General features: G+C 69.4%; 16 protein-coding genes. 11 read left to right on the forward strand and 5 right to left on the reverse strand.

Annotated features, from left to right (window positions below; all coding sequences use genetic code 11):
- The first annotated feature begins 103 nt into the window (after positions 1-103).
- The gene (locus tag ABNQ40_RS16290; protein WP_109051493.1) at positions 104-640 is read left to right on the forward strand and encodes a helix-turn-helix domain-containing protein; all 537 of its coding nucleotides are present in this window, start codon (positions 104-106) and stop codon (positions 638-640) included.
- Positions 641-670: 30 nt separating this feature from the next.
- Here the strand turns inward: ABNQ40_RS16290 and ABNQ40_RS16295 are convergent, their stop codons facing one another.
- Both ABNQ40_RS16295 and ABNQ40_RS16300 read right to left on the reverse strand, forming a co-directional pair.
- Positions 671-1,279, reverse strand: coding sequence for a transcriptional regulator (locus ABNQ40_RS16295; protein ID WP_391347242.1), 609 nt, complete (start codon positions 1,277-1,279; stop codon positions 671-673).
- 93 nt (positions 1,280-1,372) lie between these two features.
- Complete coding sequence (locus ABNQ40_RS16300) at positions 1,373-3,547, reverse strand: ATP-binding protein (RefSeq protein ID WP_391347245.1); 2,175 nt, start codon at positions 3,545-3,547, stop codon at positions 1,373-1,375.
- A 272-nt stretch (positions 3,548-3,819) separates the two neighbouring features.
- Between ABNQ40_RS16300 and ABNQ40_RS16305 the strand changes: the two genes are divergently transcribed.
- From ABNQ40_RS16305 to ABNQ40_RS16315, 3 genes are all read left to right on the forward strand, one after another.
- Positions 3,820-4,251 (forward strand): response regulator, encoded by a 432-nt coding sequence (locus tag ABNQ40_RS16305; protein WP_109051490.1) that lies wholly within the window; start codon positions 3,820-3,822, stop codon positions 4,249-4,251.
- Positions 4,252-4,423: 172 nt separating this feature from the next.
- Entirely contained in the window at positions 4,424-5,161 is a 738-nt protein-coding gene (locus tag ABNQ40_RS16310; RefSeq protein ID WP_391347249.1) for an exopolysaccharide biosynthesis protein, read from the forward strand.
- Between the two features lie 27 nt (positions 5,162-5,188).
- Complete coding sequence (locus ABNQ40_RS16315) at positions 5,189-6,493, forward strand: hemolysin family protein (RefSeq protein WP_109051488.1); 1,305 nt, start codon at positions 5,189-5,191, stop codon at positions 6,491-6,493.
- A 39-nt stretch (positions 6,494-6,532) separates the two neighbouring features.
- Here the strand turns inward: ABNQ40_RS16315 and ABNQ40_RS16320 are convergent, their stop codons facing one another.
- Positions 6,533-6,790, reverse strand: coding sequence for a hypothetical protein (locus ABNQ40_RS16320; protein WP_109051487.1), 258 nt, complete (start codon positions 6,788-6,790; stop codon positions 6,533-6,535).
- Between the two features lie 199 nt (positions 6,791-6,989).
- On the opposite strand from ABNQ40_RS16320, the gene ABNQ40_RS16325 reads away from it, so the two are divergent.
- Both ABNQ40_RS16325 and ABNQ40_RS16330 read left to right on the forward strand, forming a co-directional pair.
- Positions 6,990-7,568, forward strand: coding sequence for a TetR/AcrR family transcriptional regulator (locus ABNQ40_RS16325; protein WP_109051486.1), 579 nt, complete (start codon positions 6,990-6,992; stop codon positions 7,566-7,568).
- 138 nt (positions 7,569-7,706) lie between these two features.
- A complete protein-coding gene (locus ABNQ40_RS16330; RefSeq protein WP_109051485.1) occupies positions 7,707-8,183 on the forward strand; it encodes a hypothetical protein in 477 nt (158 codons plus the stop codon).
- 27 nt (positions 8,184-8,210) lie between these two features.
- Here the strand turns inward: ABNQ40_RS16330 and ABNQ40_RS16335 are convergent, their stop codons facing one another.
- Positions 8,211-8,585: a DUF1636 domain-containing protein gene (locus ABNQ40_RS16335; protein WP_109051484.1), complete on the reverse strand. Its 375-nt coding sequence runs from the start codon at positions 8,583-8,585 to the stop codon at positions 8,211-8,213.
- A 152-nt stretch (positions 8,586-8,737) separates the two neighbouring features.
- Between ABNQ40_RS16335 and ABNQ40_RS16340 the strand changes: the two genes are divergently transcribed.
- Both ABNQ40_RS16340 and ABNQ40_RS16345 read left to right on the forward strand, forming a co-directional pair.
- Positions 8,738-12,235 carry an ATP-binding protein gene (locus ABNQ40_RS16340; protein ID WP_109491142.1) on the forward strand — a complete coding sequence of 1,166 codons (3,498 nt, stop codon included), beginning with the start codon at positions 8,738-8,740 and terminating at the stop codon, positions 12,233-12,235.
- Complete coding sequence (locus ABNQ40_RS16345; RefSeq protein ID WP_109051483.1) at positions 12,232-13,143, forward strand: response regulator transcription factor; 912 nt, start codon at positions 12,232-12,234, stop codon at positions 13,141-13,143. The genes ABNQ40_RS16340 and ABNQ40_RS16345 overlap by 4 nt, the downstream gene beginning before the upstream one ends.
- Positions 13,144-13,182: 39 nt before the next feature.
- On the opposite strand, the gene ABNQ40_RS16350 is transcribed toward ABNQ40_RS16345, so the two are convergent.
- Positions 13,183-13,650, reverse strand: coding sequence for a MaoC family dehydratase (locus tag ABNQ40_RS16350; protein WP_109051482.1), 468 nt, complete (start codon positions 13,648-13,650; stop codon positions 13,183-13,185).
- A 243-nt stretch (positions 13,651-13,893) separates the two neighbouring features.
- Here ABNQ40_RS16350 and ABNQ40_RS16355 point away from each other — a divergent pair, with 243 nt between their 5' ends.
- Genes ABNQ40_RS16355 through ABNQ40_RS16365 form a run of 3 tightly spaced genes read left to right on the forward strand, consistent with a single transcriptional unit; the run spans position 13,894 to position 16,585 of the window.
- Positions 13,894-14,457: a chemotaxis protein CheW gene (locus ABNQ40_RS16355; protein ID WP_247879987.1), complete on the forward strand. Its 564-nt coding sequence runs from the start codon at positions 13,894-13,896 to the stop codon at positions 14,455-14,457.
- Entirely contained in the window at positions 14,454-15,908 is a 1,455-nt protein-coding gene (locus ABNQ40_RS16360; RefSeq protein ID WP_109051480.1) for a protein-glutamate O-methyltransferase CheR, read from the forward strand. The genes ABNQ40_RS16355 and ABNQ40_RS16360 overlap by 4 nt, the downstream gene beginning before the upstream one ends.
- On the forward strand, positions 15,908-16,585 hold the full coding sequence (locus tag ABNQ40_RS16365; protein WP_109051479.1) for a chemotaxis protein CheW: 678 nt from the start codon (positions 15,908-15,910) through the stop codon (positions 16,583-16,585). The genes ABNQ40_RS16360 and ABNQ40_RS16365 overlap by 1 nt, the downstream gene beginning before the upstream one ends.
- Positions 16,586-16,638 lie beyond the last annotated feature (53 nt).

Below are 16,638 nucleotides of genomic sequence, written 5' to 3' on the forward strand. Positions count from 1 at the left end.
GGTGCCGACCGGCCTATCGGCACGGCGGGCGCTGACCGGCCTATCGGCCGGCAGCGGGAAGAATCGGCTGCCGGGACCAGTACAGGATCGAAGGGGAAGAGCTATGAAACGGCGTGGCCGCGAAAAGAAGGAAGGCCTGAACGAGGTCGATGTGTTCGTCGGCCAGCGCCTGCGGGAACTGCGCATGCTCGCAGGACTGAGCCAGAGCGACGTCGCCTCGGCGCTGGGGCTGACCTTCCAGCAATTGCAGAAGTACGAGCGCGGCTTCAACCGCGTCTCCTCCAGCCGCCTGTTCAAGCTGGGCCAGTTCTTCCGTGTCCCCGTCTCCGTCTTCTTCGAGGGGCTGGAGAACCGGCAGGCGGCGGCGGAGGGCGGCGAGATGCCGGCGGCCGGCGTCGGCGAGGAGCAGGAGAACACCCTGCAATCGCGCGAGGCGCTGATGCTGGCCCGCTATTTCCAGAGCATCCGCGATCCGCAGATCCGGGCCGCCATCCGCGAATTGGCCGAGCGCTGCGCCGAGCAGCAGACCGACGGCGGTGCGGCTGCCGGCGATGCGTCTGCCGGCGGCACGGCGTCCAGCGGGGCATCGGCATCCAGGCGCGGCCGTGGCCGCCGGGCAGAGCAGGGCGGCCACGCCTGAGGCCTTTTGCCGGAAACCGCCCGGACGCTTTCAGGCCGGCTTCAGCCGCCGGTAATGGTCCAGGAAGTCGGCCAGCGCCTCTTCCGGGCCGAGCGGCAGGATGGCGGCCTCGTCGGGGTCCGGCAGGTCGCGCCAGTTGACGCGGTGCGGTGCGCAGAGGTCGCGCAGCTCGGTCGCCAGCGCCCGCTGGTCGGCCAGCTTGACCGCTTTCGGCTCCGGATGGCGGAAGCCGAAGCGCAGGGCGAGTGCGCTCTTGATCGGCTCCACCGCCTGCCGGATGGCGTCGCGGCCGATCCGCACCTTCCATGGCGTCGGCCAGTCGCCGGTGAAGGCCTCCTCGCAGTCATGCATCAGCGCGTCGTAGGCATAGCCCTCCGGCGCCAGCCGGCTGGCCAGCACGCAATGCTGGGCCACGCTGAAGAAGCGCTGGGTGTTGCCGACGAACCGGCACTGGTAGGCCAGCGGGCGGGCGATGTCCTCGATGTCGAAGGGACCGAAGTCCGGGTTCTCCAGATCGACGGTGCGCCCCGAATAGGTGATCATGACCGCCGTCGGCTCGGGCACGTCGAGCAGATCGAACTGGTCGGGATGGGTGATGCGCGGCGACCTGCCGCGCCGCTTCGGCGCTGCTTTCTTCATGGTCCTTGAGACTCTAGCAGATCGGCCGAAGCGCGCTCAACAGCGCGTCGGGCCAACTGCGCGTCCGGCCGAGCCCTTGAGGCACCGTTTTCCTCAATCTCCGCTTCCCGCCGGATCGCGCACCAGACTGCTGGTGGCAGCGACGGTGGTTTCCAGCAGGGGCAGCAAGGCCGCGACCTTGTCGGTGTCGGCCGGGCTGTCGTTGATGGCGCGGGCGATGGCGGCCATGCGCGGCACGCCGAAATTGGCGGCCAGCCCGGCCAGCGTGTGGGCCGCCTGCTTCAGCTCCTTTGGCCTGCCGGCCTGGAGGGCGGAGCGGATCGCCGTCAGCTCGCGCAGCGCCGTCTCTGGCAGCAGCTGAAGCATGCCGTCCAGCGCCTCGCCGCCCAGCGCCAGCCGCAGTTCGGCCAGCTTCACCCGGTCGACCAGCGGCAGGGCCGAGAAATGGCCGCCCTCGGCCGCCGGGCGGCTGGGCACCGGCACCACGCGTCCCTCCTGCGGCCGGGTCGCCAGATCGACCAGCACGGCGTTCAGCTGGTCCCAGTCGATCGGCTTGGTCAGATAGGCGTCGAGCCCGGCGGCCAGATGGCCGTCGCGATGTTCCGGCAGGGCGTCGGCCGACAGCCCGACGATGGGGATGCGCGCGACCGGCCCGTCCATCCGCCGGATCGCCCGCGCGGTCGACCGCCCGTCCAGCACCGGCATCTCCATGTCGAGGATCAGCGCGTCGTAATCGGCCGCCACGAGCGCGTCCAGCGCCGCCCGCCCGTCGGCCACCGCGTCGATCCGGTGGCCGATGCGGGACATCATGGCGATGACCAGCATGCGGTTGATGTCGTTGTCCTCGGCCAGCAGCAGCCGCAGCGGCACCTGTGTCGGCTCCGGCGTCTCGGCCGCCCCGGGGAGCGCCGGGCGGGCTCCCAGCTCGCCGACCGGCGGCGCCTCCGCCAGCCGGCTGAGGATCGAGAAGCGGAAGGTGGAGCCGCGGCCGGGCGTGCTGGCGACGGTGATCTCGCCGCCCATCGCCTCGACCAGCCGCTTGCAGATCGCCAGCCCCAGGCCGGTGCCGCCATATTTGCGGCTGGTCGACACGTCGGCCTGGACGAAGGCGTCGAACAGGCGGGCGCGCTGTTCGGGCGTCATGCCGATGCCGTTGTCCTCCACCTCGAACCGCAGGGTGACCGGCGCATCGGCCGGCGCCGCGCCGGCGGGCGGGTCGGCAGGCGGATCGGCGGGGGGATCCGGCGACCAGACGGCGATCTCGATGGTGCCGCGGTCGGTGAACTTGATGGCGTTCGACACCAGGTTGAACAGCACCTGCCGCAGCCGGGTCGGGTCGCCGCGGATGTGGCGCGGCGTGTCGTCGGCGATGGAGGCCGACAGGCTCAGGCCCTTGGCCGCCGCCCGCACCAGGAACAGCTGGACCACGTCGTCCACCAGCCGGGGCAGGGAGAAGTCGATCTCCTCCAGCGTCAGCTGCCCGGCCTCGATCTTCGAGAAATCCAGCACGTCGTTCAGGATGGTCATCAGCGTGTCGGCCGACGACCGCAGCGTCTTGACGAAGGCCTTCTGCTGGTCGTTCAGCCCGGTGCCCATCAGCAGGTCGCCCATGCCGATCACCGCGGTCATCGGCGTGCGCAGCTCGTGGCTCATCATCGCCAGGAAGCGCGACTTGGCGCTGCTGGCATTCTCCGCCGCGATGCGGGCGGCCTCCGCGTCCTCGCGGGCGCCGTCCAGCTTCTCGGCCAGGGCGAAGGTCTCGGCCGCCAGCCGGGTCAGCTGGTCCTCGGCGGCGCGCAGCTCCTCCTGCGACCGGCGGCTCTGGGTCACGTCGGCGCAGGAGCCGGCGATCCAGCGCGCCCGGCCATCGGATGGCCCCCCTGCTTCCGGCACCGGCCGCAGGGTCAGCGCATTCCAGAAAACGCTGCCGTCCTTGCGGTAGTTCAGCACCTCCACCGACAGCGGCCGCGCCTCCGCCAGGGCGGCGTGGATCGCCGCCGCGGTGTCCGGATCGGTGTCCGGCCCTTGCAGGAAATCGCCGTTCCGCCCGATCACCTCGCCGGCCTCATAGCCGATCATGTCCAGGAAGGCGCGGTTGCAATAGACGACGGGATGGCCGGGCCGGGTGGCGTCGGCCACGACGAGGCCGGCCCCGCTGGTCTCGACCACGGCGGCCAGCATCGCTGCATCGGAAATCGCTGCATCGGACATCGCGGCGTCGGGCGAAGCGGCGAAGGGCGGCGTGGCGGAGGGGGGCGGCGCGGTCACGGGCGGGTCCTGATCGGTTCGGAAAGAGCGCGCGAGGGTTCAGGATAAGCGGTCGTCGGGCCGATTGCCATTGCCCGGCTGGAGGACCCGGCCAGCAGACCCGGTCATCCACGCCGATTGGCCGGGCCGATTTGCTGGACACTGCGTGCGAACGATAGTCATCGTTGCGTCATAGCGATTCCGTTAACGACTGTGCAATGGTGTAGTCAGAAAACTGTGCGTGCCGGCCATGCCGATAGCGGCCGGAGAACTTTGGCGGAGCGGAGAGCGTCATGGTGGTGGAGGCAGGCAACCGGACCCGCCAGGTCCGGACGATACACGATCTCGGTGTGCTTCTGGTCGAGGATGACGATTTCACCCGCAAGCTGATCTATCGGCTTCTGCACGACATCGGGCTCCGCACGGTGTTCGAGGCGGCGGACGGCATAAAGGCGCTCGAAATCCTGCGCGTGAACAGCGAGGACATCGACCTGGTGATCTGCGACCTGGAAATGCCGCGCATGGGCGGACTGGACCTGCTGCATGCCCTGCGCACCGCCACGGGCAACCCGCTGGCCGACCTGCCGGTGCTGGTGCTGACCGGCCACCGCGAGGCCGACGTGGTAAAGCGCGCCATCGCCTACGGCATCTCCGGCTATCTGGTGAAGCCGGTGTCGAAGGCCGACCTGATGAAGCGCCTGACCTTCGCCATGCAGAAGCGCTGACGGCCCGGATCGGCAGTCAGCGGCTTCGCTACGCACCACAACCCGCTCTGGCGCTTTCGCCTTCCTTGCTGTAGTAAGGAAGGCTACTGCCGCCGTGACGCGAAAGGTCCATGGGTTCCTTCCATCCTTCGCCCGGCCCGCTCCGATCCCGTTTCCGGCCTCGGGGAGAGCCGTGAGCAAAGATCGACCTCCCGGGTCGTCCCCCAGGTCGTACGACGCACGCCCTTCCGGCGCGGACCGGTCCTGCGCGCGCGTTTCCGATCTGCTGGACGACTTCCTGACGCGCGGCGACGCCGCCGAGTCCGGCGGTTCCGATCCGGACGATCCGTCCCCAGCAAGCAGCCCGCCCGGCGGGGATCGCTCCAAGATCTCGCTCGGTGAGATCATGGACGCGCTGGGCGACCGCGCCTTCGGTGCGCTGCTGCTGATCCTGTCGATTCCCAACGTGCTGCCGGTCCCCGGCCTGTCGACCGCCACCGGCGTGCCGATGATCCTGCTCGGCGCCCAGATGGCGGCGGGCCGGCACAGCCCCTGGCTGCCCCGCCGCATGCTGGCGGCCAGCTTCGACCGCAAGGCCTTCCTGGGCGTCATCCGCCGGGCCAGGCCGTGGGCGGAGCGGGTGGAGCGCCATCTGCGCCCACGCCTGCCGGCGATGGCCGGCCCGACCGCCGAACGGCTGCTCGGGCTGGCGGTGGTGGTCCTGGCCGTCATCCTGTCCCTTCCCATCGTCTTCGGAAACCAGCCTCCCGCCCTCGCCATCGCTCTGATCGCGCTGGGGCTGATGGAATCCGACGGAGTCTTCGTCTCGGCCGGCCTCGTCGCCGGCCTTCTTGCCATCGCCATCGTCGCCGCCGTCCTGCTCGGTCTCGGGCAGGCGGCGGTCGCGGTGGCGCAACAATTGATCGGTTGAGGGAGCGCCCCCAAAGGGCACAAAGCCATGATTTGGGAACTGTTGGTCATCGTCCTGCTGATCCTGCTCAACGCCTTCTTCGCGATGTCGGAGATGGCGCTGGTGTCGGCGCGCCGCACCCGGCTTCAGCAGATGGCCGAGGAGAAGGGCGGCGCCGGTGCCCGCGTGGCGCTGGAGCTGTCGGAAGACCCGAGCCGCTTCCTGTCCACCGTGCAGGTCGGCATCAGCCTGACCGGCATCATCGCCGGCGCCTATGGCGGCTCCACCCTGGCCGAACGGCTCGGCGGCGTGCTGGACGAACAGGTCGCCTGGATCGCCCCCTACGGCCACACCGTGGCATTCGCCCTGGTGGTCGCCGCCATCACCTATTTCTCGCTGATCATCGGCGAACTGGTACCCAAGCGGGTGGCGCTGATCTCGTCGGAGCGGATAGCCTCGCTGGTCGCCTCCCCGATGCGGACGGTGTCGCGCCTGTCGGCCCCGGTGGTCTGGCTGCTCGGCGTGTCGAGCGACGCGGTGCTGAAGCTCTTGCGCCTGCCGACCTCGCGCGAGCAGACGGTGACGGAGGAGGAGGTCAAGACCCTGATCGCCGAAGGCACCCAGAGCGGCGTCTTCGAGCCGGCCGAACGCCAGATGATCGAGGGGGTGATGCACCTGTCCGACCGCACGGTGCGGTCGATCATGACCCCGCGCCCCGACCTGATGTGGCTCGACATCGACGACAGCCCCGAAACCTTGGCCCGCGAGATCTGCGAGAGCGGCTATTCCCGCTTCCCGGTCTGCCGCGGCGACGTCGACGAGGTGCAGGGCATCGTCGCGACCAAGGCGCTGCTCGACCAGTCCTTGAAGGGGATTTCCTTCGACCTGCGGACGGCGATGGTCCAGCCGCTGGTCGTCCATGACGGCACGCCGGTCTTCCGCCTGCTCGACCTGTTCAAGCAGGCCAGCGTCCATATGGCGGTGGTGGTCGACGAATATGGCAGCGTCGAGGGTCTGGTCACCATGACCGACATCCTGGAAGCCATCGCCGGCGAACTGCCGGACAGCACCCAGGAAGGCGAGGCCGGCGCTGTCCAGCGCGAGGACGGCAGCTGGCTGGTCGACGGCATGACCCCGGTCGAGGAGGTCGAGGCGCTGGTCGGAGTCAAGAACATGAAGGGGGAGGGCGATTTCCACACCATCGCCGGCTTCCTGCTCGACCGGTTCGGCCATGTCCCGACCGCGGCGGAGCATTTCCACTGGAACGGCATCCGCTTCGAGGTCGTCGACATGGACGGCCGCCGCATCGACAAGGTGCTGATCCAGCTGAACCCGGAGGTTTCCGAGGGCTGAGGGCGGGGGAGGGGCAGGGCGGGGAAGACAAGCGGCCCCTCAATGCAGTGCCGTCTCCCCGCCGCGGAAGCGCACCCCCTCGTCACCCTTGGTCATCCGCACCGCTTCGACCAGATCGCGGACTTCCTCCGACAGATCGTTCGCGTTCCAGCCATGGCCGTCGGCCCCGGCCACCACCAGCAGGCGCAGCGTGGTGCGCAGAAGGTCGCCGGCCTCCCAGCCGTTGGACCGCTCCGCCTCGCGCGCCATGTGCAGCAGGCCGGTGGCAAAGGTCAGAACCTCGGGGTCGACCTTCATCGGGCGCTTCTCCCCGCCCGCAAAGGGCGAATTCAGTTGGTCTGACCAACAATTATTGGAACGCCACCTTGGTCTGTCAAACCCATCCTTCAGCAGCAGAGGGAGGGCTTAGGTACCGTGCGTCGGTTCGATCCGGATGCGAGTCGTCAATCCCGTTGCCGCTGTTGACAGGCTCCCTACTAGTTGGTAGGTTGGGTGTATGAACACGCAATCGACCAGGGCCGCCGACATTCTCGACTGTGCGCGCTCGCTCATCATCAGGGGCGGCTACAACGGTTTCAGCTATGCCGACATTTCCAAGGTCGTCGGCATCCGTACGGCGAGCATACACCATCATTTTCCCAGCAAATCGGATCTGGTGCGTGTGCTCGTCGCACAATACCGCAAGGAGGCTTCGGACGGACTGGCCCAGTTGGAGCAGTTCGTCCCCGATCCGCTGGACCAGCTCCGTGCCTATCTCGGCTATTGGGAGCGGTGTTTCGCCGATACGGCCGCCCCCTTCTGCGTCTGCGCGCTGCTCGCGGGCGAAATCCCGGTTCTGCCCGAGGAGGTCGCCATTGAAGTGCGGGCACATTTCCGCCGGCTCGCCGACTGGTTGACCGGCGTCTTCGAACGCGGCGCCGCGCAAGGCCGCCTCCGCCTGTCCGGAACCGCCAGGGCCGACGCCGAAATGTTCATGGCGACCACGCATGGCGCGATGCTGTCGGCCCGTGCCTACGGCGACGCCACGGCCTTCGGCGCCATAACCCGTCCCCTGCTGGAGCGGATCGCCGCCTGAAAACGGGGCCTTGCCCGCTGGGTAAACACTCGGACCCAATGCCTACCAACCAGTAGGTAGCTTTAACCTCCCGTGAGGCGGGGCCTGTCCTGCGGGCCCTTCCGCTCCCGCTGCTCTCGACTTGAAAGGCAATCGTCGATGTTCGGAATTTCTCCGATTGGCTGGGTTCATACGCTCGGCAGCCTGCCGGCCATCCCGGTGGCCGCCTACATGTTCGCCCGCCATGGCCGGATCGTGCCGCGTTCCGTGCCCGGTGCGGTCTATTTCGCATCCATGCTGATCGGGGCCTCGACGGTCTTCCTCGTCGCCCATCAGCCGGTCAGCGTCGGCATCGGCGCCGTGACCATCCTGCTGCTGCTTGCGGGTTATGGGATCGGGTGGGCACCGGCGGCGGGGCGCACGGCCCGCTACGTCGAGACCGTCTGCCTCAGCGTCAGCGCCTTCCTGCTGATGGTGCCGACGGTCAGTGAAGTCCTGCGCCGGGTCCCGGACGGCCATCCTCTGGTGACCGACCTGAAATCGCCGCTGTTGCTGGGCGCCCAGGGCGCGCTGGCGGTCATCCTCGTCGTCGGCCTGACCGCCCAGATCGTCCATCTGGCGCGGCGCCGGCAATAGGCCGTCTCCCCCGCCGTATGCAGCGGTTCACTCCTCCAGCGGCGGCAGCCGTGAAACGAAACGACCCTTGACGCCCTGGGGCCATTGCTTGAACGGAACGATGCCGTCCTCGGTGGCGGCATAGGCGCGCAGGTAGGCGGTCAGCGTCTCCACCGTCATCTCGTCCGGGGCGAAGTCGCCCAGCACATAGCTCATCCGCACGGCGGAGCGCACAGCGACGGCGCAGGGGCGGCGGCAGCTCATCAGGCAGCGCATCGGGCGCAGACGCACCGCGGCGGCCAGATCGGGCTGATCGGCCAGCGCCCGCTCCATCAGCGCCACCAGCTCCGCCCCCGGCCGTACGGCGTCGGGCGGGTCTTCCGGACGGCGGCAGGTCTCACAGACGACAAGCTCGACGGTCATGCTCTGGCTTTCAAAACTGTTCGGGGGAGCCGTGAGGTCTGACAGCTAGAGCCCGGTCCGGTGACTGTCAACGCGCTTGCAGCTTGCCAACGACCCCGAAACTCCCGACCATGCGGGCCATCGGGGGCGATGGGCGGGAACGGCGGACGGGCATGAGCGCGAGGCAACGGATCGTCCGTGAACGCCGGCAATACAACCAGCTCGCCGCCGACCAGACGCTGGAGGACTACGCGCTCCGCTATACCGCGGAACGGGCGCGGCGGTGGAGCGCCTGGCGTGTCGCCAACACCGCGCTGGGCGCCATTTCCTTCCTCGCCTGCGAGGCGCTCGGCGCCGCCGTCACCCTGACCTACGGCTTCGAGAACGCCATGGCCGCCATCCTGGCGGTGGCGGTTCTCAGCATCCTGGTCGGGCTGCCGATCACCTACCATGCGGCCAAGGCCGGGGTGGACATCGACCTGCTGGCCCGCGGGGCCGGCTTCGGCTATCTCGGCTCGACCATCACCTCGCTGGTCTACGCCTCCTTCACCTTCATCCTGTTTTCCATCGAGGCCAGCATCATGTCGGCCGGGCTGACCATGGTGCTGGGCATCCCGGCCTCGGTCGCCCATGTCATCAGCTCGCTGGCGGTGATCCCCATCGCCGTCTACGGCATCCGCTTCATCAGCCGCATGCAATGGGCGACGCAGCCGGTGTGGATCCTGCTGCAATGCGTGCCGCTGGCCTATTTCTTCCTGCTCGACCGCGAGACGCTGGCGCAATGGACCTCGCTGCCGGGCGTCTACGCCCCCGACGGCGGGCTGTCGCTGCTGCCCTTCGGCATGGCGGCGTCGGTCCTGCTGTCGCTGCTGCCGCAGATCGGTGAGCAGGTCGATTATCTGCGCTTCCTGCCCTCCCAGGCCCGCATCGGGCGGCTGCGCTGGTGGGCGGCGATGCTGGCCGGCGGGCCGGGCTGGGTGCTGATCGGCAGCCTGAAGCTGGCGGCGGGGTCGCTGCTGGCCTTCCTCGCCATCAAGCACGGGCTGCCGCTGGAGGACGCGGTGCAGCCCAACAGCCTGTACCACATGGCCTTCCTCGACGTGTTCGGCTCCCCCGCCGCGGCGCTGGCGCTGACCGGCATCTTCGTCGTCGTCTGCCAGATGAAGATCAACGTCACCAACGCCTATGCCGGCTCCATCGCCTGGTCGAACTTCTTCTCCCGCCTGACCCGCAGCCACCCCGGCCGCGTCGTCTGGCTGGTGTTCAACGTGCTGCTGGCCCTGCTGCTGATGGAGATCGGCATCCTCGGCGTGATCGAGAGCATCCTCGGCCTCTACGCCAACGTCGCGGTGGGCTGGCTGGGGGCGGTCGCCGCCGACCTGGCCGTCAACAAGCCCTTGGGATTCAGCCCGCCGGGGATCGAGTTCAAGCGCGCCCACCTCTACGACATCAATCCCGTCGGCACCGGCGCCATGGGCCTGTCGGTGCTGTGCTCCACCACCGCCTTCTTCGGCCTTCTCGGTCCGGTGGCCCAGGCGCTGGCCCCCTTCATCGGGCTGGTGGTCGCCTTCGCCGCCGCCCCGCTGATCGCCTGGAGGACCGGGGGCCGCTATTACATCGCCCGCAGGTCCGACCGGCTGCCGGGCGACGCCGCGACCATCCGCTGCTCGATCTGCGAGAATCCGTTCGAACGGCCGGACATGGCCTTCTGCCCGGCCTACGACGCGCCGATCTGCTCGCTCTGCTGCACGCTGGAGGCGCGCTGCCACGATCTGTGCAAGACCGACAGCCGCTTCGCCGACCAGATCGCCCGCAGCCTGCAACGGGTGCTGCCGAAGCGGATGGCGGCGGGCGTCCACACCCGCACCGGCCATTTCATCGGGGTGATGACGCTGTTCTCGCTGGTGCTGGGCGGGGTGCTGGTGGTCATCGACTTCCAGTATGCCAATGCCGAGGCGGCGGAGCGGGCGGCGATCCACACCGCGCTGGTCTCCGTCTTCGTCTGCCTGTTCATCCTGTCCGGCGTCGCCGCCTGGCTGCTGGTGCTGGCCCATGAGAGCCGCCGCAAGGCGGAGGAGGAGACCGGCCGGCAGACCGCCATGCTGATGGACGAGATCGCCGCCCACGAACGCACCGACGCCGCCCTCCAGAAGGCCAAGGAGGTGGCGGAGGCCGCCAACGCCGCCAAGAGCCGCTACATCATCGGCGTCAGCCACGAAATCCGGGCGCCGCTGAACGCCATCTCCGGCTATGCCCAGCTTCTGGAGAGCAACAGCACCCAGCGCCCGCAGGACGCCGTCCGCGTCATCCGCCGCAGTGCCGAGCATCTGTCGAACCTGATCGACGGTCTGCTCGACATCTCCAAGATCGAATCGGGCCTGCGCCGGCTCAGCCGCGACAAGGTGCAACTGATCGACTTCCTCGACCAGCTGGCCGACATGTTCCGCATCCAGGCCACCGCCAAGGGTCTGGACTTCCGCTATGCCCGCGTGCCGCACCTGCCGGCCTGGGTCCACACCGACAGCAAGATCCTGCGCCAGATCCTGATCAACCTGCTGTCCAACGCGGTGAAATACACCGAGAGCGGCCATGTCGCCCTGACCGTGCGCTACCGCAGCCAGATCGCCGAGTTCGAGATCGCCGACAGCGGCATCGGCATCCGCGAGGAGGATCTCGACCGCGTCTTCGAACCGTTCGAGCGCGGGCGCGGGGCGGCGGTGCGGGCGGTGGCCGGCACCGGGCTCGGCCTGACCATCACGCGGGTGCTGACCCGGATCATGGGCGGCGACATCGCGCTGCGCAGCAAGGCGGGGGAGGGCAGCGTCTTCACCGTCCGCCTGCTGTTGTCGGAGGCGATGCACCGGCCGGGCGAGCAGGTGGAGCGCCGCGCCATCACCGGCTATGCCGGGCCGCAGATCACCATCCTGCTGGCCGACGACGACCGCGACCATCTGGCGCTGATGACCGATATCCTGCGCCCGCTGGGCTTCGTGCTGTTCACCGCGTCCGACGCCGCCACCTGCCTGGAACTGGCGGCGCAGTGCAAGCCCGACGTCGCCATGCTCGACATCTCGATGCCGGGCGAAAGCGGCTGGGACGTGGCGGAGGGCTTGCGCCGGCAGTTCGCCGACCGCATCCGCATCGTCATGGTCTCCGCCAACGCCTACGAGGCGCAGGGGCCGGGCGATGGCCGGGCGCCGCACGACGCCTTCGTCGCCAAGCCCATCGAAATCCACGCCCTGCTCGACCGGCTCCAGGCGCTGACCGGGCTGGAATGGATCCATGCGGTGGAAAAACCGGCGGAACCGCTTGCCCCGCCCGCGGCGCCGGTCGATCAAGCATCCCCGCCGGTCCTGCCGTCCGCCCCTCAACCGGCAGCCGGCCCGCCGGAGTCGGCGCTGCGTCATCTCGACGACCTGCGCCAGCTCGGCCGGATCGGCTATATTCGCGGGATCGAGGCCAAGCTGCGCGAGATCGAGGCGGAGGACGCCGCCGCAGCGTCCTTCGTCGAACGGCTGCGAACGCTGGTGCGCGCCTTCGACCTGAAAGGGTATATGCGTGCGGTGGAAGAGGCGGCGGCGCAGCGCGAGGCCGCACAGGGCGACGCCGCACAGGGCGAAAAAGATCGGGCCGAAGATGATCTGGCAGAAGACGGGGCCGTGACCGGATGAAGCGCCGCGACATGATCCTGGTGGTGGACGACACCCCCGACACGCTGGGATTCCTGACGGAGGCCATCGAACAGGCCGACCTGACCGTGCTGGTCGCCGTCGATGGCGAGGGCGCGCTGGATCTGGTCGGCCAGATCACGCCGGACCTGATCCTGATGGACGCGGTGATGCCCGGCCTCGACGGTTTCGAGACCTGCCGACGGCTGAAGCAGATCCCCCACCTGTCGCACATCCCCGTCATCTTCATGACCGGCCTCAGCGAGACCGAGCATGTGGTGAAGGGGCTGGAGGCCGGCGGCGTCGATTACGTCACCAAGCCCATTGTGGTGGACGAGCTGATCGCCCGCATCCGCGTCCATCTGACCAACGCCCGCGTCGCCTACGCCGCCCGCGCCGCACTCGACGCCACCGGCCGCTTCCTGCTGGCGACGGACGGGGAGGGCAGGCTGCTGTGGTGCACCCCGCAGGCGGAGCGGCTGCTGGCCGGCCTGCCGCCGGACGCGGCCTCCGGGCTGGCCGCTGGTCTGGCTGGCCTGCGCCGGACGGCCTCCCCCGGCGGATCGGCGGAGACCTTCACGGCAGAGCTGCCGGACGGCGAGGGGGTGCGGCGGCTGGAGTTCACCTATCTCAGCCCGGCCAACCCCGACGAGTATCTGTTCCGCCTCAGCGAGCCGACCGCCGGCCGGCAGGAGGCGGTGCTGCGCGACGCTCTCGGCCTCACCGCGCGGGAGGCGGAGGTGCTGCTGTGGATCGCCAACGGCAAGCCCAACCGCGACATCGGCGAGATCCTGGGCATCAGCCCGCGCACGGTGAACAAGCACCTGGAACAGGTCTTCACCAAGCTGGGCGTGGAAAACCGCGCCTCCGCCGCGGCGCTGGCGATCCGCACCCTGGCCGCGCGGGCGTGACGGTCCCGTCGTCGGAACCGCCCGCCCGCCGAGCGGCGGTCAGACCTCGACCGTCTGCTCCGCACCGCTGCGTCCGGCGATGATGTGGTTCATGATGCAGGTCATCACCGGCTCGCCGCGCTGGTTCAGCGTGGTGTAGGCCAACCGCACCGTGCCGCGGCCGCCGCGGCGCGACGGGATCGTCTCCACCACCTCCACCCGGACGCGGATGGTGTCGCCGGGCCGCACCGGCCGCAACCAGCGCAGCTCGTCCATCCCCGATCCGCCCAGGCTGGTGCCGGTGATCAGCCCGATGTCGCGGAACAGCCGGAAGGTCAGCGACAGCGTGTGGAAGCCGCTGGCGATCAGCCCCTGGAACGGCCCGTCCGCCGCCGCGACATTGTCGATGTGGAAGGGCTGCGGGTCGAAGCGCAGGGCGAAATCCATGATCTGGCTCTCGGTCAGGGTCGCCCCTTCCGAGTCGAACACCTCGCCGATGCGGAAATCCTCGAAATGGCGGCCGGGCATCGTCTCGTTTCTCCCCTTGGTCATGTCTTGCCGATCAGGTTTTGCCGTTGGCGCCGGAGAGTAGCCCGCCCGACGCATCCGGCAAAGGGCAGGGACGTCACGGCCAAGGCATAGGCCCTACGGCGTAAACCTTTGGCGTAATTCGCATTCCTGTTGTGATCGGGCATGTTCCCGGTCGGATTCCAGACCATCGACGGACGGATGTCACCACTCTCTGCGCACAGTACCTCCCAAGGCACGTCGATGCCGCCGCCATTCCGTTGCGTCGTGTTTTCGGTTGCCGGGCAAGCCCTGGCGCTGCCGGTGGAAGCCGTGCGGCGCTTTTTGCCGTTGCCGCGGCTGGACCGGCTGCCGACCGCGCCGCTGCCGGTGGAGGGCGTCTTCCGCTATCAGGGCGAGGTGGTGCCGGTCCTGCGCCTGGATGTCCTGCTCGATCTCGTGCCGTTCGACTCCGTGGCGGGGGCAGCGGCGCCCGGCCTCTATTCGCCGCTTCTCCTGATCACCTGGCAGGGGCGGCCGGCAGCGCTGCTGGCCGATCAGGTCCATGGCGACACGCTGGTGGAGCCGGCGGAGCGCACGCAATCCGACCCGGCCCTGAGCTTCAACGGCTGCGCCGCCGCCGCCTTTCCGGACCGGGTGACCGGCCGTGGCGGCAGCGTGACCCTGCTCGACCCCAGCCGGCTGCTGAGCGAGGCGGAGGGCCGGCTGCTCGACGCCTTCCGTGCGTCGGCGGAACGCCGGCTGGCGCAGTGGCAGGTCCCTGCCGAGGCAAACGACGAGGCATCCGTCGGAAACGGTGCCGCATGATGGCCAACCCTGCCGCAACCATCGAGGCGATCCGCCGCGACCCGCATTTCCCGCGCCTGAAGGCGATGGTGATCGATGCCACCGGCCTTGCCTATTACGCCGACAAGGACGCCGCCTTCGCCGAGCGGATCAACCGCCGGCTGCCCTTCGGCACCGTCACCACCGTCGCCGGCTATCTGGCCGCACTGGAGGCGGAGGGGCCGGGCGGCGCGGAATATCAGGGACTGATCAACGAGCTGGCGGTGGGGGAGACCTTCTTCTTCCGCTACATCGAGCAGTTCGACGCGCTCCGCGCCGTCGCCATCCCCGAATGCATCCGCCGCAACCAGTCGAGCCGCCTGCTGCGGATCTGGAGCGCCGGCTGCTCCATCGGGCCGGAAGCCTACACCATCGAAATCCTGCTGAAGCAGCATTTCGCCAGCCAGCTGGAGGGTTGGCAGGTCCACATCGTCGGCACCGACATCAACAACGCCTTCCTGGAGCAGGCGCGGCGCGGCGCCTATGGCGACTGGGCGGTGCGCGGCCTGTCGCCGGACACGCTGGAGGCCTGCTTCGACCGCCAGGACAGGCTGTGGTCGGTGAAGCCGAAATACCGGCAATGGACGACCTTCATGCCCTTCAACCTCGTGGATGGGGCGATTCCCTCCTATCCGCACGGGATCGGGCATTTCGACATCATCCTGTGCCGCAACGTCATGATCTATTTCGACGAGGCGACGCGGCACCGGCTGCTGGGCAACCTGCACAAGGCGCTGGCCGACGGCGGCTGGTTGGTGGTCGGTCATGCCGAGGCCGGGCCGCAGATGAACGAGCTGTTCATCCCGGTGTCGGTCCCCGGCGCCACCCTCTACCGCAAGCAGGCCGAACCGCCGGCCACCGCCGCGGTCAGCCGCAAGGCCACCCCGAGCCCGGCAGCGGCCGCGCTGACCCTGGCCGCCGCGCCGCGCCGCGCCGCGAGAGCCCCGGCGAAGCCTGCGCCGCGATCCGCAGCCGATGCCGCCCCGCAATCCCGCTCTTCCGCCTCTCACCAGTCCGTTTCCACCCCGTCCGCCTCTCCCTCGTCCGGTGTGCCCGCTCCGCCGGATGCGGCCGAGACCGGCGAGCGCTCCTCGCAGCTGGAAGCCTGTCTGGCACGGGTCGAGGCGCAGCGGCTCGACCCCGCCGCCCACTACCAGCTGGGTCTGGTGGAGGAGGAGCTGGGCGTCGGCGACCCGGTGGCAGCCTTCAAGCGGGCGCTCTATCTCGATCCGCGCTTCGTCCTGGCCGACTATCATCTGGCCTTGGCCTATTGGCGGCGCGGCCGGCTGGTCCCGGCCCAGCGCCATTTCCGCAATGCGCGCGAGGCGCTGGAGAACCGCGCCGACGGCGAGGCGGTGACGGAAGGCGGCGGCCTGACCGTGCAGGAACTGCGCGGCATGCTGGACCTCTGGCTGACCGGTGAGGAGGGCTGATGGACGAGACGCTTGCCGGTACCGGGGCCGCACCGCTCATCGCGGCCCTCGACAGCGCATCGCCCGACCGTGCCGCCAACCGGGGCTCGGTCCGGGCCTCCATCGACTGGGACGCGGTGCGCGACAAGGTGGCGCACCGCAGCGCCGACCTGGAGGAGACCTTCGCCGGCCGCGGTCCCTGGGCCGACGCCGTGCTGGCCCGCCGGGCGCAGGAGCTGGCCGAAGTCCCGCAGCGCGACGACGAGGCGGGCACCGGCACGCCGATGCTGGTCGCCCGCGGCGCCGAGACCCTCTATGGGCTGGAACTGCGCCATCTCGGCCATATCGTGCCGATGCCGCGGCTGGCCCGCGTGCCGGGCGCGCCGCCCGCCGTCCTCGGCGTGATCGCCGTCGCCGGCAAGGTGATGCGCCTGTTCGATCTCGACGGCCTGTGCAGCGGGACGCATGCCGCCGCCGGGATCGACCGGCCCGGCCATGCCCCCGGCTACGCCATCGTCCTGCGCACCGGCACCGGCCGTCCGGCCGCCCTGCGCCTGCACGAGGTCGAGCGGGTGGCCGACATCGCATTGCCGCGGACCTCCGTCCCGGCGGAGGCCGGGCCACTGGTCCGGGCGATCACCGCCGACCGCATGGCGATCCTCGACATGGCCGCCTTGCTCGACCTCGTGAAGACCTGAAAAACGCCCGATCCGTCTGAAGAGCCGATCCACCTTAAAAAAACCGCCTGGGG

This window comes from Azospirillum sp. A23, from assembly GCF_042938965.1.
Taxonomy (GTDB): domain Bacteria; phylum Pseudomonadota; class Alphaproteobacteria; order Azospirillales; family Azospirillaceae; genus Azospirillum; species Azospirillum melinis.

Coding starts and splice junctions, on each gene's coding strand:
- ABNQ40_RS16360 (WP_109051480.1), top strand. CDS start 14,454: ATGATGGCCAACCCTGCCGCAACCATCGAGGCGATCCGCCGCGACCCG.
- ABNQ40_RS16355 (WP_247879987.1), top strand. CDS start 13,894: ATGCCGCCGCCATTCCGTTGCGTCGTGTTTTCGGTTGCCGGGCAAGCC.
- ABNQ40_RS16365 (WP_109051479.1), top strand. CDS start 15,908: ATGGACGAGACGCTTGCCGGTACCGGGGCCGCACCGCTCATCGCGGCC.
- ABNQ40_RS16325 (WP_109051486.1), top strand. CDS start 6,990: ATGAACACGCAATCGACCAGGGCCGCCGACATTCTCGACTGTGCGCGC.
- ABNQ40_RS16330 (WP_109051485.1), top strand. CDS start 7,707: ATGTTCGGAATTTCTCCGATTGGCTGGGTTCATACGCTCGGCAGCCTG.
- ABNQ40_RS16350 (WP_109051482.1), bottom strand. CDS start 13,650: ATGCCCGGCCGCCATTTCGAGGATTTCCGCATCGGCGAGGTGTTCGAC.
- ABNQ40_RS16295 (WP_391347242.1), bottom strand. CDS start 1,279: ATGAAGAAAGCAGCGCCGAAGCGGCGCGGCAGGTCGCCGCGCATCACC.
- ABNQ40_RS16340 (WP_109491142.1), top strand. CDS start 8,738: ATGAGCGCGAGGCAACGGATCGTCCGTGAACGCCGGCAATACAACCAG.
- ABNQ40_RS16345 (WP_109051483.1), top strand. CDS start 12,232: ATGAAGCGCCGCGACATGATCCTGGTGGTGGACGACACCCCCGACACG.
- ABNQ40_RS16290 (WP_109051493.1), top strand. CDS start 104: ATGAAACGGCGTGGCCGCGAAAAGAAGGAAGGCCTGAACGAGGTCGAT.
- ABNQ40_RS16315 (WP_109051488.1), top strand. CDS start 5,189: ATGATTTGGGAACTGTTGGTCATCGTCCTGCTGATCCTGCTCAACGCC.
- ABNQ40_RS16335 (WP_109051484.1), bottom strand. CDS start 8,585: ATGACCGTCGAGCTTGTCGTCTGTGAGACCTGCCGCCGTCCGGAAGAC.
- ABNQ40_RS16320 (WP_109051487.1), bottom strand. CDS start 6,790: ATGAAGGTCGACCCCGAGGTTCTGACCTTTGCCACCGGCCTGCTGCAC.
- ABNQ40_RS16305 (WP_109051490.1), top strand. CDS start 3,820: ATGGTGGTGGAGGCAGGCAACCGGACCCGCCAGGTCCGGACGATACAC.